The sequence below is a fragment of the Bacillus massiliigorillae genome (genome assembly GCF_000380245.2).
Classification (GTDB): Bacteria; Bacillota; Bacilli; order Bacillales; family DSM-1321; genus Bacillus_AD; species Bacillus_AD massiliigorillae.
Genome location: NZ_HG428746.1, coordinates 72,790 through 88,491 on the forward strand (window position 1 = coordinate 72,790; position 15,702 = coordinate 88,491).

Sequence of the window (15,702 nt, forward strand, 5' to 3'; positions counted from 1 at the left end):
CCAACTAATTAATCGTTTGATTAGTAAATAGAGGTAAGCGCCCATCTTCCTTTAGCGCTTACCCTTCCCATTATTTATCCCGTTCAAACTGGCGCTAAGACTCCCACTTCAAAACGTAGCGTAAGCAGAGACGTTTATGTGGGGAGATCAAGCACCAATAAGAACCCGATTGGTTCAACTAATGCTCAGTTGGAATAAGCACCCCACCGAGCAAAGTTTCACTTTATTTTCGTTCATCTTTATCGTCTTTTGATGGTCCATAAATACCCGGTACCTTCACACCAGCTTGATGCATTAGTACACTCATTTGACCACGGTGATGGATCTCATGAGAAACCAGCATAGACAAAGTAGCACCATTTGCTTGAGGCTGTCCAAAAATTGCGCTTTCTGCAAGTAAATCTCCATCTTTCCATTGTTTCTTCACTGCTGCCAAAATGCCTTGGCTCATTTGCTGATAGCCTTCAGCTATTTCTTTTGCTAAAGCTGGAATAGGCGATTCAGGAGATGGAGAATTAAAATCAAGCCCTGTTTGTTTGGCGATAAGTCCTCCAACAACTACGATATGCCATGCTGTTTCACCTAGTGACCAATAGCCAGGTGCAATTTCTTGTTTTAATGACTCATCAGTAAGTTGATTCATTAATTTCTGTGTAAGACTAGATTCCATTTGCCATACATTTAAAAATCCTTCAACAGTTTGATACATATAAACTCCTCCTTCTTTATTTACTCTATCATTATTACACATAATAGTCTGAAAACCTTTTAACTTTGTTCACCCTATCCTGAATTATTCAAATACTCTAATAGTAATTATGATGAACATGTTACAATTAAAACAGTATTTCACTCTAATTAAGGAGACTGCTATGATTACACCAATCGATATTACTCAAAAAGAAATTGCGTCAGTTGTTTTATCAATTCAAATACCTGCTTATCAAGTGGAAGCTGAGCTACTGAACGTTCCAGCCCTTCCTCCCTTACAAGATACAATTGAGAGTTTACAAAATTGCGGTGAAACATTTTATGGTTATTTCATAAACGAAACATTAGCCGGATTTATATCGTATAAGTTTGAAGATCATATGCTCGATATTCATCGTCTTGCCGTTCATCCTACATACTTTCATGAAGGCATTGGAAAATCACTACTACATTTTATAGAAGAAATAGAACCATCTGTAGATAAAATTCAAGTTACTACTGGCACAGGCAATAAACCTGCTACTACGCTTTATAAACAATTCGGCTATCAAGAAGTAAAACAAATTAAAGTTTCAAACCAACTCTCTTTAACTAATTTTGAGAAAGCACTAACTTAAATAAAAGAAATGATCCCAATTATGTGTGGGATCATTTCTTTTATTTATTAGTATGTCATAGCTTTTTGATTTTGAGCTGCATCGAGTAAGATAAAAATCGCTGATAAGATATGAAGAATCATGCCCACGATAGGAATCCATCCGATACATGAAGTGACAATTCCAAGAATGTTTCCACTTGCTTTTACACCATTTCTAGAAGCAAATACAACGATAACAATATGTAGCACTAACATAATAGCTAAAGGCGCCCACGCTAAACTAAGAATAATAGTACCTCCCAGAATAGGAATACCAAGCAATGCCTCCAGACCTCCAGCAACCCATTTCAATGTGTTCAGATCCTTAGGGCCCATCGTCTTTTCCTCCTCTTAATCTATCGTATACATTTCTTTTTTCCTTTTTCTAGATTCATTAAACATTCTCTATATATTGAGGGGAGTTTTTCATTATGTTACATTAGCCATAGAAACATATAAACCATACTAAAGGAATGATTGCATGATTCTCGTTAGCTCCTGCTTAGCAGGATTATCCTGTCGTTACGACGGAAAACATCAACTTCAAGAGAAGATTCGCATTTTAGTAGAGAAGAAGAAAGCTATTATGGCATGTCCTGAATTATTAGGTGGATTCACTACTCCTCGTGAACCCGCTGAAATAGTGGATGGTACAGGAGCAGATGTTATTCTTGGCAAGGCAAAAGTGATTTCTCGCTCAGGCGAAGATGTAACGAAGCAATATGTAGATGGTGCCTATCAAACACTAGCTATAGTCCAACAAACACAAGCAACAACCATTGTATTAAAAGAAAATAGCCCTTCATGTGGAAGTAAACAGATTTATAATGGTACATTTTCTGGAGCAAAGATTGCAGGTGAAGGCGTGACAACCGCCTTATTGCGTAGTAAAGGGTTTCAAGTTATTTCCGAAGAAGAATTTATGGCGAAATATTAAAAGAGGCTACCTTGTGCGATAGCCTCTTTCTTCACTATTGACCTATAATCTGATCTACAATTCCATATTTTTTTGCTTCATCCACACTCATAAAATAATCTCGTTCTGTATCTTCACGTATTTTTTCAATCGGCTGTCCTGTACAGTCGGCTATTATTTGATTTATATGTTCCTTCAACTTTAAGATACGACGAGCTGTAATTTCGATTTCTGTCGCTTGCCCTTTCACGCCACCTAATGGTTGATGAATCATAATCTCACTATTAGGTAATGCGAATCTTTTTCCTTTCGTACCAGCTAGCAACAAAAGCGCTCCAAAGGAAGCAGCCATTCCTGTGCAAATGGTACGAATATCAGGTTTTATATAATTCATCGTATCAAAGATGGCAAAGCCAGCTGAAGTTGAGCCACCAGGGCTATTTATATAAATTGATATATCTTTCTCTGGGTCCTCTGCCGCTAAAAAAAGCAACTGAGCAATAATATTGTTTGCCACTTGATCATTAATTTCATCACCAAGCATAATAATCCGATCTTTCAATAGGCGTGAATAAATATCATATGAACGCTCACCTTGCTTCGTTTGTTCAATTACATAAGGAATCGTAGCCATTTGTAAAACCTCCTATAATTATTGGTTATGCAACCATAGAGAGTGTAGGAGAAGTTGATATCTTACTAGGCTTGCAAGTAAATCTCACAACATTTGCCTCTGTAGCAAGTGATGGAATCGATGGTATGTGCTGGATGAGTATTGTTGGATCTTGTTGCTCAATTGCATATTGTAGAAGCTCTAATAAGTTACTCCGATCTTCCTCATCACCTTGTTCAAAATCTGCCGCCTCTTCATTCATATCCGCTATTCTTTTCTTCGTTCGATGCAATGAAGCCTTCACAGCCGTTTCTGTCGTTACCATCATCAGCGCAATTTCTTTCACTTGATAAAGAAACACTTCTTTCAAGATAAAAATAACCGATTGCTTAGGTGTTAATTGATGCAACAGCAATTCCAGTGTTTCAGCCAATTGAGATGCTGAAGAAACTTGTTGTTCTTTTTCTTCTATTATATCGCTATCATTTACTTCAAATCTTCTCTTACGTGTCCAATCAATCCATTGGTTATAAGCCATTTTGGTCAACAATGATTTTGGAATATGTCCTTGATCTGCATAATGGTTAATGGCCTTCAATATGGCTTCTTGTGCAAGATCGTCACCATCCCACGTATTTTTTGATAAATAACGGCAGTATTTAATCAGATCATTATAATGTTCAAGTATTGGGCTGTATTCCAATTCCAGCTTATTCATTTCCATCCACTCCTTAAATACCCTCTCTACCTTTAAAACGAATTAGGATTGAAAAAAGATACGGGGGCCAAAAGTTTTTAAAAAGGAATTTTTTTGAACTTCACTCTTATTTCATCGTACCCGAATGCAAGAAAAGTAAACAATGATATCTATACATATGAAAAAAGCATCGATACCGATGCTTTTTTTCACTTATTGATAATCATAGTAATCTTGTGTTTGATAAGAAACAAATCCGCATTTCTCATATAAGGAAAGCGCATTTTCATTTTCTGTTGCTACTTCTATATAAACATCATTATTCTCTTCTAATTGTACAAGCTGTGTAAGCGCGCTTCTACCATAGCCATTTCCTTGATATTGTGGATAGATAACAAACCCATAAATCCAACTTTGATCTTGTTCACATCGAATATGTATTTTTCCAACTGTCTTTCCTTCAACTTCTATTATATATACGGTTCCATCTTCTACTTCTCCACGATATTCTTCTTCATCATCAAACTCATAACCGAATCCAATTACATTCAATTCCATCATTGCTTTCATATCAGTAACGTTTCCAGCACGCAATTGAACTAATGAATTATCTAGCAACAATTGTTTCTCCCAATGCATTTGATGTTCTGAGAATGCATAGCTGCAAGGAATCGTATTCAGCCAATCTTTAGCAGTCTTTGATTGAGCAGGTGCATTAAGTAAGATTGGCTCACTTTCATCAATTGTAGCAAGTGCCTGCTTCCATAACGCTGTAAAAATTCCTTTTCGGCGATATTGTGGATGAACCATTCCACACATTTCATATTCTAGCCCTATTTTATACACTCCTAAAAAACCAACAAGTACGTCATCTTCATAATGTAAAAAATCAAACTGCTCATCCTCTTCTCTAGTCTTAAGAAGATCCCAGTTCAGTTTTAGATTCAAATTATCGTAGCTTTCACAAATATCTTGTAGTTGAATTAACTCTAAAAGTTGAATGTCATTCAAGCTTGTTTTCCTCCTTTAAAAAACTTATATGTACTATACAATTTTAACATGATACTAAATCATTATAAGTAATATGACCTAAGCCAAAACTCCTCTAAATTAAATGAGCCTAAAAAAAGAGAGGTAAATCCTCTATTTGCATAGAATATACAAGAAATACTTTTTTGTCATATAAGGGGGTTTTTTGATGAAACGCTTCATATTACCTTTAGCAATTATTCTTTCAGGATTATTATTTATTTTTGTTATCCCAAAAGATAATGAATTTATAAGACTTATCTTTAAGCTAATTCCTATGGTACTCATCTTAATTTATGCATACAAACGGCAAAATACCTACTATACAATTATACACGAACGACTAATTCTAGCTGGATTATTCGTTTGTATGCTCGGAGATGCGTTTATCATTTTTTCATTTCTATTGGGATTAGTGGCTTTCCTAATCGGACATCTCTTCTACATCGGAGCATTCCTAAAACAATGGAAGTTCTCAAAGCTACGAGCTTTAGCAGCTCTACCAATCATTATATATGGAATCTTCTTTGGTAATAAAATTACCACAGCACTTAGCCTTGATGGTAACACTGCACTCATAATCCCCGTTATTATATATGTAATTGTATTATCGATAATGGGCTGGACAGCATTTATGACAGGCAATAAGTGGGCTATTATCGGGAGTATCTTGTTTATTGCTTCTGACACCATTCTATCTTGGAATCTATTCGTTTCAGACGTTACCTATTCAACAGCACTTATTATGCTAACTTATTATAGTGCACAATTGCTCATAGCCAAAAGTCTAATCTATCGTAAGCCTGCGTTATACGTGTATCCATCTAGGCCATATTAAAACTATAGAGGAAAACAATGCTTAAAGAGTAGCTTTGTTCTCCTCTAAAACCATGCTAACATGGTAATACATATTATTTATGACCACTAGGAGGATGCATCATGATTAAGTTCGGTATTATCGGTACCAATTGGATTACTGAAAGATTTATTAATGCAGCAAAACAAGTAGAAGGTTTTTCACTTACCGCTGTATATTCTCGTACTGAAGAAAGAGCAAATGATTTCGCTTCACAATTTAACATTCCCTATACTTATACAAGTATCGAGGACATGGTTCAATCAGATACAATCGATGCGGTTTATATTGCAAGCCCCAACTCGCTACATGCAGAACAAGCTATTCTTTGCATGAATCATGGTAAGCATGTCTTATGTGAGAAACCACTAGCATCTAATGTAGTAGAAATCCAAGCTATGGTTGCTGCCGCCAAGCAAAATCAAGTATTACTAATGGAAGCGTTAAAGACAACATTCATTCCAAACTTTACAATTATAAAAGAACACTTACATAAAATCGGCCCAGTTCGTCGCTATTTCGCAAACTTTTGCCAATACTCCTCTAGATACGATGCTTATAAAGGGGGCACGGTATTAAATGCTTTCAACCCTACCTTCTCTAATGGCTCATTAATGGATATCGGCGTTTATTGCCTTTACCCACTAGTTACGTTATTCGGTGAACCTATGAAAGTTCAAGCTAATGGATTGATGCTAGAATCAGGTGTCGATGGTCAAGGTAGTATCACTTTACAATACAAGGATATGGAAGCAATCATTATGTATTCGAAAATCTCAGAATCTCAACTTCCAAATGAAATCCAAGGAGAACTAGGGCGCATTGTTATTAATAAAATTAGTTCCCCTTCACAAGTTCAAATCGTTTACAACGATGGAACAGTCGAAGACATTACACAGCCGCAACTAGAAAATACAATGTTCTATGAGGTCCAAGAATTTATTGATTTACTTCATAAGCAACAACTCGAATCAACAATCAATACTTACGAAAATTCTTTTATCACAATGAAGATAATGGATGAAGCTCGCAAGCAAATTGGCGTTACATATCCTGCTGATCAAAAATAGTTAAAAAATAAAAAGCTCAGAGTCTTTTTGAACTCTGAGCTTTACATGTGTATATTATAAAAGTTCCAATCTATTGTTGGGATTTTTTTTTTCATTCGAGAAATATTTGCACATCCAGTAAGGTATGAATAAAAGTGATGCATAACCGCCAATATAAATTGTTGAAGCAATAATTTCAATAACTCCTGCGCTCGTCATCTAATCACCCCTAAATATTTACTTCTTTTCCTTATTTTATGACAAACTTGTGAACTTTGCAAGCGCTTTCCTTCTAAATTTTGTAAAAATATAAAAAAAGTCAGTTCAAATCCTTGCTTTTTTTATATTTTTAATACTTTATTACTATTTCCAAGTGAGTTAAATAACATACATCATCTTGTTTCCTATTATCTCAGCCCCTTCTCTAGCATTTTCATTAAATATAGAGTGAGCTATTAGTCAATAATGAATAATCAATTTAATTAATCTTTTAAAAGATGTTATACTAATAGGAAGAAAAGATGAAAAGGAGGTTCACACTATGGATCACCGATCGTTAGTTCTATTAGGATTGCTAATGGCTCAAAGCCAGCACGGCTATCAAATAAATGAGTTTATTGAAAATAATTTAGGTATGATTACCGATATGAAGAAACCTACTGCATATGCCACTTTAGATAAATTAAGTAAAAAAGGATACATTGAAGTTCACATGGAACAAGAGGGAAATAGACCTCCACGTAAGGTGTATACAATCAATGAGAATGGTAAGAAGTATTTCTATGAATTACTTTACGATAATCTTTCTTCAGCCGAAACAGTGCATTATCAAGGAGATTTAGGGTTAATGTTCATGGATCATCTACCACTGGATAAGGCACTGGATGCTTTGCATAAAAGATTAGAAAGAAACCACAATCTACTTGTTGCCTTAAAACAAACGCCTAGTCATGGAAAAGCGACAGCTGTTGACTTAGCCGTCAAACATAAAATAAAAATGGCAGAAGCAGAAATAGCCTTTCTAGAATCTACTATCGAAGATTTCTCTATTAACCATTCATAAACCTACTAAAAAGGGCTGTCCCAAAAGTGATTTTCAATCACTTTTGGGACGCCCTTTTACGCTTTTTGTACCATTCGAAGTTGTGTTCATTTCAATCGCATTTTTGCTTAGTAAACTAAAAAAGCTGGTTTTTAGCGCTTTTGGTCAAGATGAAACTCAAATGACTCCTTAAAAAGTCAAAATATTCTTTACTTGCACACTAAATGATATAACGGATTCAACTGATTGAATATCCCCCTTTTTTTTGCACCAATTAGTCAAACTTGACTAATCATATATATTCTAATTATAATTTGTTTAAATAGTCAGAATTGACTAATCATACTGAAACTAAGGGGTGACTATCAATGTTTCTTGCTTTAAAGGAATTAAAGCATGGTAAACTACGTTTCTTAATGATCGGAATCATACTAATCTTAATCTCCTGGTTAGTATTTATTCTTTCTGGTTTAGGAAATGGACTTAATACGCTGAGTGCTGCTGTATTTAAAAATATGGATGCACAATATATAGCATTCGAAGATGGTTCTCGTGCATCGCTAAGTCGTTCTATCATTGGCGAAGAACAAATTGCAAAACTAGAAAAACAAAAAGATGTACAAGCTGCCGCTCCAATCGGGAACAAAATGGCAACCATTCAAAAAGAAAAATCTACGAAGGATGAAGATAAAGTAGATGTTGCTATTATTGGGGTAAATCCAGGTACATTTGTTGAGCCAAAAATTATTGAGGGATCTGCATTATCGGAGAAGAACTCTACTAACATCATCGCAAATATAGCATTGAAAGATAAAGGCTTTAAAATTGGAGATACAGTAAGAATCGAAGGTTCACATGAAAAAATGAAGATTGTAGGCTTTGTAGAAAACCAATCTTATAATCACGTATCTGCTGTTTTTACAACGATGGATAAATGGCGTGCTATTAACTTTGCTGCACCTGGTTCGGACAATGGGGTCCAGAATCCTGTTAATGGTATTGCTTTAAAAGGAGAAAATATTAATCCTGACAGCATCAATAAACACCTTGATTCTACGGAAGTTGTTACAAAATCCGAAGCTATACAAGGTATGCCCGGCTATAAAGAGGAAAATGGAACGATTACAATGATGCTTGCATTCTTACTAGCCATTTCAACATTTGTCATTGCTGTTTTCTTCTATGTATTAACATTACAAAAATCTAATCAATTTGGCATTATGAAAGCAATCGGTGCAAGTAATGGTTTTCTAGGAAAAGCCATTGTATCTCAAGTATTCGTCCTATCGCTATTCAGTATCTTAGTCGGAATGGGATTAGCTTATGGCGTTGCAGCCGTATTACCTAAAGAAGTGCCATTTCTACTAGATATTAAGCTTGTCATGATTTATGGACTTGTTCTTTTAGTTGTTTCTCTTTTAAGTTCATTATTATCTGTCCGTAAAATTACAAAGATTGATCCACTTCAAGCAATTGGGAGGGTTGAATAATGTCTGGAATAGCATTAAATCACGTATCGAAATTCTATCATGAAGGTGAACATAAAGTTGTAGCTCTTAATGATGTCTCCTTACATGTAAAACCAGGTGAATTCGTGGCTATTATTGGCCCATCTGGTTCTGGTAAAAGTACATTCCTATCAGTTGCTGGCGCCTTACTACAGGCTTCTGAAGGTGATGTTATATTAAATGATAAAAAAATTGCTGGATTATCTCCTAAAAGTCTATCAAAAGCAAGATTGGATGAAATAGGATTTATTTTACAAACATCTAATCTAGTTCCTTATTTAACTGTTATTGATCAGCTGTTATTAGTTAAGAAAATGACAGGCACTGTTACACATGCAGATAAAGTATTCGCTAGGGAGCTACTAACAGATTTAGGTCTTGGAACAAAGCTGAAAAAATTCCCTGATCAACTTTCTGGTGGTGAGCGCCAACGTACAGCTATTGCTAGAGCATTTATCAATGATCCAACGATTATTCTTGCAGACGAGCCAACAGCTAGCCTAGATACGAATCGTGCTCATGAAGTAGTTAAACTAATAGCGAAAGAAGTAAAAACAAGAAATAAGGCAGCTATCATGGTTACGCATGATGAACGGATGCTGACGTACTGTGATAAGGTATATCGTATGGAAGATGGTTGTCTTACTTTACAATCATAAGACATTAAATAAATTAGAAGAGCTGTGTTCGAATTCACTTCGAGCACAGCTCTTTTTATATTATCTTCTTGAAGACAGTTTTAATATTAAGTTCCCAACCCGCTTAGTATTCTTATTCTTCATATATCATTTTCTTCGTCATTCCACCATCAATTACAAGATTTGTACCTGTAACGAAGTCATTCTCTGGAGAAGTTAAATACAAGCAAGCTCGTGCAATATCATCTGGCTGCCCAACTCGTTTTGATAAGTGTTGCTCATGGTCACGTTCCGTTAACTGCTCATAATCCCCTGTTTCAATCCAGCCTGGAGAAATAGCATTAACTGTTATGAAATCTTTACTAAAGGAAGCTGCGAAAGCATGTGTTAAAGCAACAATTCCACCTTTCGAAGCAGCATATAATTCTGTGTATGGTTCCGACATAAGTGCTCGTGTAGATGCTATGTTCACAATTGAACCGCCCTTCTCATTCAACTTCATATATTTTGCAGCTTCACGTGATGCAAGAAAGACACTTCTTAAACTCGTTTGTAGCATGTCATCCCATTCTTCCAACTCAATATCATAAGGAGATTTATAAAGCATTTTACCGGCATTATTAATAAGAATATCAATTCTTCCATATGTATCAATTGTTGTTTTCATGAGATGAATAAGATCGTTTTCTTTCCTAACGTCACATTTCACAAAGAGAACTACTTTCCCGTCCTCCTGCCACTGTCTTACGAACTCTACACCTCTCTCATCCACATCAGCAACTACAACACAATCTCCTCTACTTGCAAATGCGAATGCTACAGCACGTCCAATCCCATTTGCCGCTCCCGTCACAATGACTACTGCCATATTCATTCTCCCGCCTTTCATTTGTTTTACTATACTTACATTATTATCATACAAGAAAAAAGCCCACTCTATTGAGTAAGCTACATGCATCGTTATTATTATATATCTACATGCTCAGCTTAACCTCAAACGATAAGTTGTTCGATACAATTTCATAAACTTCGTCAAACTGAAGGATCCTCTTCATAATATGTTCATGGCTCATGTGGGAATGCTCTTTACACTTACGATACCAAGTCACCGCATTGCTTTTTCAAAAGAGAGTAATATGGTTTTAGTTGAATGGAGAAATAAGAAAGAAGAGCAGCAGTTCCCTTTTATAGCCTCTATCTAAAGTGGGAAGATTGAGCTGTTAGCCTGGGGGAGGCCTCTAGTCATGATGGCAGAGAACTGCTACTAGTCATAAAAAAAAACAACTTCCAGTGGAAGTTGTTAATTCACGTAAAAAAATAAAATCCACATGCACATTTATTCAAAAATGTTCATGCTCCAATACTTCGAATTAACATCTCCTATCCTCGTAGGTACTTGATGCATCTAATAAATAGGCAGGTCTCCTGGCTTATGATCATCACAATTCGAACCTTCCCATTTCTATTCCCTAGAAACAGTGGTATATTCCGAATGGCTCCCAAATACAGTTGCGGGACAGCGTCGGGCTCTAACCGACTTCCCTTTTAAGCAGATAAAATACAAACGATTATCTACACCTAATTATTCATTTATTCAATTTCTCATTTAATATATCAGATTATTTTAATTATTACAATTAAAAACCTTCTTTTCATCATTAGATACTCTCTTTTTAAAGTCCATACCACTTTATTAAAAATCTTAAGCTTTTTTTAAGAAAACTTGTTTAAGATGTTATTAATAGAAAAAATTTATATAAAAATGAAACTTATATCATACTTCTACGTATTGATTATCAGCAGATCTATTCTGAGAAATATTTTAAACAAACCATCACGTGACAGTTAGGAGGCGCTTTAGTTGGGATTGGTAGAATGCGAATTGGAGAGTTAGCGCAGTTATCAAATGTTTCTAAGCGAACCATTGATTATTATACGAATATCGGATTAATTGAAGCAGAACGCACTGCTTCAAATTATAGATGTTACACACAAGAAGCTTATCAAAAGCTAAAAATCATTAAAGAACTTAAAAATAAGAATATGTCACTTGATGAAATAAGAGAATTTTTTCTTGAACAAGATACTCATAATCTTGATTTAAACAAGCTAAAACAAAAGCTAGAAGGATTAGAGAAAGACGTTTCAGAAATTGTAGAGCTAATTCAAAAAAACAAGTTAGATAAAACAGATTTGGTAAATAAACAAATTTCACACGAAACAATCACTTTAATTCAAACTCTATTAATATTATTGCTATAAAATAAAGGAGGATTTACTTTGGGATACATTGTGTACTTTATTATCATCATGGCTGCACCACTATTGGTACAACTGTATTTAAAGAAAACTTATTCAACCTATTTAGAAGTGCCAGCTTCTTCAGGATTAACAGGTGCTGAAGCTGCAAGAAAGGTACTAGACGATAACGGCTTATATCATGTAGCTGTAGAAGAAGTTCACGGTCACCTTTCAGACCATTACGATCCAAGAGACAAAGTTGTTCGACTTTCAAGTGCTAACTTCCATGGTACTTCTATTGCTGCCATCTCAGTTGGTACGCATGAAGTAGGACACGCTATTCAAGACCAAGTTGATTATGCACCATTACGTTTTAGACATTCTTTAGTTCCAGTTGCAAACTTCGGTTCAAGCATGTCTTTCATCGTTATACTAGCAGGTATCATCCTACAAAGTGCTAACTTCATTTTGCTTGGTATTGTCTTAATGGCTGCGGCAGTATTATTTCAAGTTGTTACATTGCCAGTTGAATTCAATGCATCATCTAGAGCTCTATCACAAATGGTGGGTTCAGGATTAATTAGAAATGATGAAGAGGGTGGCGCACGAAAAGTATTAAATGCAGCGGCTCTTACGTATGTTGCAGCTACTGTAGTTGCGATTGCTGAACTCCTTCGCTTTGTTCTAATGTTCATCGGTATGAGAAACGACGATGAATAAACTAGATTACTAAGTTACTAAACAAACACAATAACTTCACACATATAACAGGAGGTGTACACCTTACTAAGGTAAGGTAAAATTTGGACATATTAAACTTAACACTAGTAGCCATACTAATTGCTCTTACAGGCTTTTTCGTAGCTACCGAATTCGCTATGGTAAAGGTCAGGATGACGAGAATTAATCAATTGATTGAGGAAGGTAAACCAGGTGCAATTGCAGCAAAGAAAGTAGTCACTCACTTAGATGAATACTTATCAGCCTGTCAGCTTGGTATTACTATTACAGCTTTAGGTCTAGGTGCATTAGCCGAGCCTACAGTTGAACGCTTATTACATCCCGTGTTTGATAGCATGAATCTCGATCCGACATGGAGTAGCGTATTATCTTATATCATTGCATTCGCATCCGTAACGTTCCTGCACGTAGTAGTTGGTGAATTGGCTCCAAAGACTGTAGCCATCCAAAAGGCTGAAACAATCACATTATTATTCGCAAAACCAATTATTTGGTTCTACAGAATTATGTTCCCTGCTATTTGGTTACTCAATGGCTCAGCTGGTCTACTAGTTAAAATGTTCGGATTAAAGCAAGCTTCAGAACATGAAGTTTCGCACTCGGAAGAAGAATTACGCATGATTCTTTCAGATAGTTATAAAAGCGGTGAAATTAACCAAACTGAATTAACATACGTGAACAATATCTTCGAATTCGATAATAGAATTGCTAAAGAAATTATGGTTCCTCGTACTTCTATCATTGCCGTATCCATAGATGATACATTAGGAGATGTGCTTGACTTAATGGACGCAGAGAAATACACGCGTTATCCAGTAGTTGATGGAGACAAGGATAATATTCTAGGAATCATTAACGTAAAAGACATGATGAAAGCTCAAAGAAAATATGCGATTACAGATTGTCCAATGCGTGAATTAATGAAGCCTGTCATTAGCATTATTGAAACTATCCCTATCAATGAATTATTGTTAAAAATGCAGAAAGAACGTACACATATGGCTGTCCTCTATGACGAATATGGTGGTACGTCAGGTATTGTAACGGTTGAAGATATTCTAGAAGAAATCGTCGGTGAAATCCAAGATGAATATGACACTGATGAAGTGGAAGATATTCGTAAAATCAAAGAAAATCATTACCTTGTAAGTTCTATGGTATTAATTGAAGACGTAAATGATTTACTTGGAACACATCTTTCTGAAGAAGAAGTCGATACAATCGGTGGCTGGATTTTAACAAGGAAATATGAAGTTGAAGTTGGCGATATCATCGAAGAAGAAGGCTTTGAGTTCACAATTAAAGAAATGGATGGGCATCAAATTCTATTTATTGATGTGAAAAAAGTATAAAATAAAGGTGTCCCGAAAGTGATTGTAATCACTTTCGGGACGCCTCTTTTTGATTAATTCTGTCGAGTATTGTCCGGGAAATATATTCAAAATGAATTTTCATTGAGAAATTTCCCATATTCACGAAAACATTGTCGAACAGCCTTAATCCTGCACTTCATATTCCTTATATTTCTCATAATCAGCTTGCTTACACTCTACCTTTATCATTGTTCCATTTTCTTCGTAGCTTGTTTGAACTACATGTGCATGTTCATTGAAATATGAAATCAGATTTCCTTTTTCATACGGAATTAATAAATCACATACGACATAATCCTTAAAGATATGCTTACGAATGACATTAGTTAATTCTGTTATACCTACCTTTTGCTTCGCTGATAAATAGACAATATTACCTTCAACCTTAGGATAATCATCATCCACCAAATCGGCTTTATTAAAAGCAAAAATAGTTGGAACGTCTTCAACTCCTATACTTTTCAAGGTCTGGTTTGTCGTTTCAATCAATTGCTCATAATGTGGATTTGAATAGTCTACAACATGAATCAGTAAATCTGCATTGGCTGCTTCTTCTAAAGTCGAACGGAAGGCTTTCACCAAATGATGCGGTAGCTTCTTTACAAATCCTACTGTATCTGTAAGCAAAAATGATTTATGATCTTCTTGCTCAATATGACGAATTGATGTTTCAAGTGTGGCAAATAACATATCTTTCTCAAAAACTTGTTTATTAACAGCTTTATTAAAAATTTCAAGCATACTATTCATGACAGTCGATTTACCAGCATTCGTGTAACCAACTAATGAAACAACGGGTAGTTCATTCTTCTTTCGTTGTCTACGCTGTACTTCTCGTTGTGCTACAAGCGTTGCTAATTCTTTGCTTAAAACTGTAATTTTCTCTTCAATTCTTCGGCGATCTAGCTCTAATTTAGTTTCACCAGCCCCTCTATTCTTTAGACCAGTTCCTCCGCCACCACCTTGGCGACCTAACGATGCACGAAGACCTACTAAACGCGGAAGCATATATTGAAGTTTAGCCACTTCTACTTGAAGTTGAGCTTCTCTTGTTTTTGCACGTCTTGCAAAAATATCTAGAATTAAAATTGTACGATCAATTACTTTACAATCTAATTCAGCCTCTAAATTACGTATTTGTGAAGGGGATAATTCATCATCAAATATCACTGTATCCGCATCGAACATAGCTATTAGATTGACGATTTCCTCAATCTTTCCCTTCCCTACATAATGAGCTGTATTAAATCGCTCTAGCTTCTGCGTGATTTGCCCAACAACTTCAACATTACAAGCAGCGGCTAATTCGCCCAACTCCTCCATTGAATACTCAAATTCAATTTCGTCTTCACTTTTTAAATGTACTCCAACTAAAATCGCTTTTTCACGTTGTTCCATCATATATATTTTCCTCCTCTTCTTATAAAAACAAAAAAAACACAAGTAGGGTACCTGTGTTAAAGATAAACGGATGATGATACGTATAAGCCAGTGAATAGTACATACTCTCTGACAAATAAGAAGCGGTCTCCAAACTAAAAAGTCGACATATCGCCTATCATCATTTGTAATGCATAACGAATGATTCTAAAGATGGCGTACTTTTAGTTGAAATATTCTCTTTTCCTTTTTTAAAGATACAAAAAAGAGG

17 protein-coding genes and 1 riboswitch are annotated in these 15,702 nt (G+C 35.4%); of the genes, 10 read left to right on the forward strand and 7 right to left on the reverse strand.

Annotated elements, in window-relative coordinates; translation table 11 throughout:
• Positions 1 to 223: 223 nt before the first annotated feature.
• A complete protein-coding gene (locus TX86_RS23200) occupies positions 224 to 709 on the reverse strand; it encodes a DinB family protein (protein WP_042352571.1) in 486 nt (161 codons plus the stop codon).
• A gap of 163 nt (positions 710 to 872) precedes the next feature.
• Between TX86_RS23200 and TX86_RS23205 the strand changes: the two genes are divergently transcribed.
• The gene (locus tag TX86_RS23205; protein ID WP_042352573.1) at positions 873 to 1,328 is read left to right on the forward strand and encodes a GNAT family N-acetyltransferase; all 456 of its coding nucleotides are present in this window, start codon (positions 873 to 875) and stop codon (positions 1,326 to 1,328) included.
• 47 nt (positions 1,329 to 1,375) lie between these two features.
• Here the strand turns inward: TX86_RS23205 and TX86_RS23210 are convergent, their stop codons facing one another.
• Positions 1,376 to 1,684: a hypothetical protein gene (locus TX86_RS23210; RefSeq protein ID WP_042352575.1), complete on the reverse strand. Its 309-nt coding sequence runs from the start codon at positions 1,682 to 1,684 to the stop codon at positions 1,376 to 1,378.
• 145 nt (positions 1,685 to 1,829) lie between these two features.
• Here TX86_RS23210 and TX86_RS23215 point away from each other — a divergent pair, with 145 nt between their 5' ends.
• Positions 1,830 to 2,285, forward strand: coding sequence for a 2-thiouracil desulfurase family protein (locus TX86_RS23215; RefSeq protein WP_042352577.1), 456 nt, complete (start codon positions 1,830 to 1,832; stop codon positions 2,283 to 2,285).
• Positions 2,286 to 2,319: 34 nt separating this feature from the next.
• Here the strand turns inward: TX86_RS23215 and clpP are convergent, their stop codons facing one another.
• The 3 genes from clpP to TX86_RS23230 all read right to left on the reverse strand — a co-directional run bounded on the left by clpP (position 2,320) and on the right by TX86_RS23230 (position 4,585).
• Complete coding sequence (gene clpP, locus TX86_RS23220; RefSeq protein ID WP_042352578.1) at positions 2,320 to 2,898, reverse strand: ATP-dependent Clp endopeptidase proteolytic subunit ClpP; 579 nt, start codon at positions 2,896 to 2,898, stop codon at positions 2,320 to 2,322.
• Between the two features lie 25 nt (positions 2,899 to 2,923).
• Positions 2,924 to 3,595, reverse strand: a complete 672-nt coding sequence (locus tag TX86_RS23225; protein WP_052343868.1) for a sigma-70 family RNA polymerase sigma factor — start codon at positions 3,593 to 3,595, stop codon at positions 2,924 to 2,926.
• A 192-nt stretch (positions 3,596 to 3,787) separates the two neighbouring features.
• Positions 3,788 to 4,585, reverse strand: a complete 798-nt coding sequence (locus TX86_RS23230; RefSeq protein WP_042352579.1) for a GNAT family N-acetyltransferase — start codon at positions 4,583 to 4,585, stop codon at positions 3,788 to 3,790.
• 187 nt (positions 4,586 to 4,772) lie between these two features.
• Here TX86_RS23230 and TX86_RS23235 point away from each other — a divergent pair, with 187 nt between their 5' ends.
• The 5 genes from TX86_RS23235 to TX86_RS23255 all read left to right on the forward strand — a co-directional run bounded on the left by TX86_RS23235 (position 4,773) and on the right by TX86_RS23255 (position 9,717).
• The gene (locus TX86_RS23235; protein WP_042352581.1) at positions 4,773 to 5,441 is read left to right on the forward strand and encodes a lysoplasmalogenase; all 669 of its coding nucleotides are present in this window, start codon (positions 4,773 to 4,775) and stop codon (positions 5,439 to 5,441) included.
• A 101-nt stretch (positions 5,442 to 5,542) separates the two neighbouring features.
• The gene (locus TX86_RS23240) at positions 5,543 to 6,529 is read left to right on the forward strand and encodes a Gfo/Idh/MocA family protein (protein ID WP_042352582.1); all 987 of its coding nucleotides are present in this window, start codon (positions 5,543 to 5,545) and stop codon (positions 6,527 to 6,529) included.
• Between the two features lie 520 nt (positions 6,530 to 7,049).
• On the forward strand, positions 7,050 to 7,571 hold the full coding sequence (locus TX86_RS23245; protein WP_042352584.1) for a PadR family transcriptional regulator: 522 nt from the start codon (positions 7,050 to 7,052) through the stop codon (positions 7,569 to 7,571).
• Between the two features lie 347 nt (positions 7,572 to 7,918).
• Entirely contained in the window at positions 7,919 to 9,040 is a 1,122-nt protein-coding gene (locus TX86_RS23250) for an ABC transporter permease (protein WP_042352585.1), read from the forward strand.
• Complete coding sequence (locus tag TX86_RS23255; protein ID WP_042352587.1) at positions 9,040 to 9,717, forward strand: ABC transporter ATP-binding protein; 678 nt, start codon at positions 9,040 to 9,042, stop codon at positions 9,715 to 9,717. Before TX86_RS23250 ends, TX86_RS23255 begins: the two co-directional genes overlap by 1 nt.
• A 112-nt stretch (positions 9,718 to 9,829) precedes the next feature.
• On the opposite strand, the gene TX86_RS23260 is transcribed toward TX86_RS23255, so the two are convergent.
• The gene (locus TX86_RS23260; protein ID WP_439096876.1) at positions 9,830 to 10,564 is read right to left on the reverse strand and encodes an SDR family oxidoreductase; all 735 of its coding nucleotides are present in this window, start codon (positions 10,562 to 10,564) and stop codon (positions 9,830 to 9,832) included.
• A 530-nt stretch (positions 10,565 to 11,094) separates the two neighbouring features.
• Positions 11,095 to 11,293, reverse strand: a riboswitch (cobalamin riboswitch).
• Between the two features lie 278 nt (positions 11,294 to 11,571).
• Between TX86_RS23260 and TX86_RS23265 the strand changes: the two genes are divergently transcribed.
• The 3 genes from TX86_RS23265 (at position 11,572) to TX86_RS23275 (ending at position 14,030) form a co-directional block, all read left to right on the forward strand.
• The gene (locus tag TX86_RS23265; RefSeq protein WP_042352588.1) at positions 11,572 to 11,958 is read left to right on the forward strand and encodes a MerR family transcriptional regulator; all 387 of its coding nucleotides are present in this window, start codon (positions 11,572 to 11,574) and stop codon (positions 11,956 to 11,958) included.
• Between the two features lie 18 nt (positions 11,959 to 11,976).
• The gene (locus tag TX86_RS23270) at positions 11,977 to 12,657 is read left to right on the forward strand and encodes a zinc metallopeptidase (RefSeq protein WP_042352589.1); all 681 of its coding nucleotides are present in this window, start codon (positions 11,977 to 11,979) and stop codon (positions 12,655 to 12,657) included.
• An 83-nt stretch (positions 12,658 to 12,740) separates the two neighbouring features.
• Positions 12,741 to 14,030: a hemolysin family protein gene (locus tag TX86_RS23275; protein ID WP_042352591.1), complete on the forward strand. Its 1,290-nt coding sequence runs from the start codon at positions 12,741 to 12,743 to the stop codon at positions 14,028 to 14,030.
• Between the two features lie 144 nt (positions 14,031 to 14,174).
• Here the strand turns inward: TX86_RS23275 and hflX are convergent, their stop codons facing one another.
• Complete coding sequence (gene hflX, locus TX86_RS23280; protein WP_042352593.1) at positions 14,175 to 15,452, reverse strand: GTPase HflX; 1,278 nt, start codon at positions 15,450 to 15,452, stop codon at positions 14,175 to 14,177.
• Positions 15,453 to 15,702 lie beyond the last annotated feature (250 nt).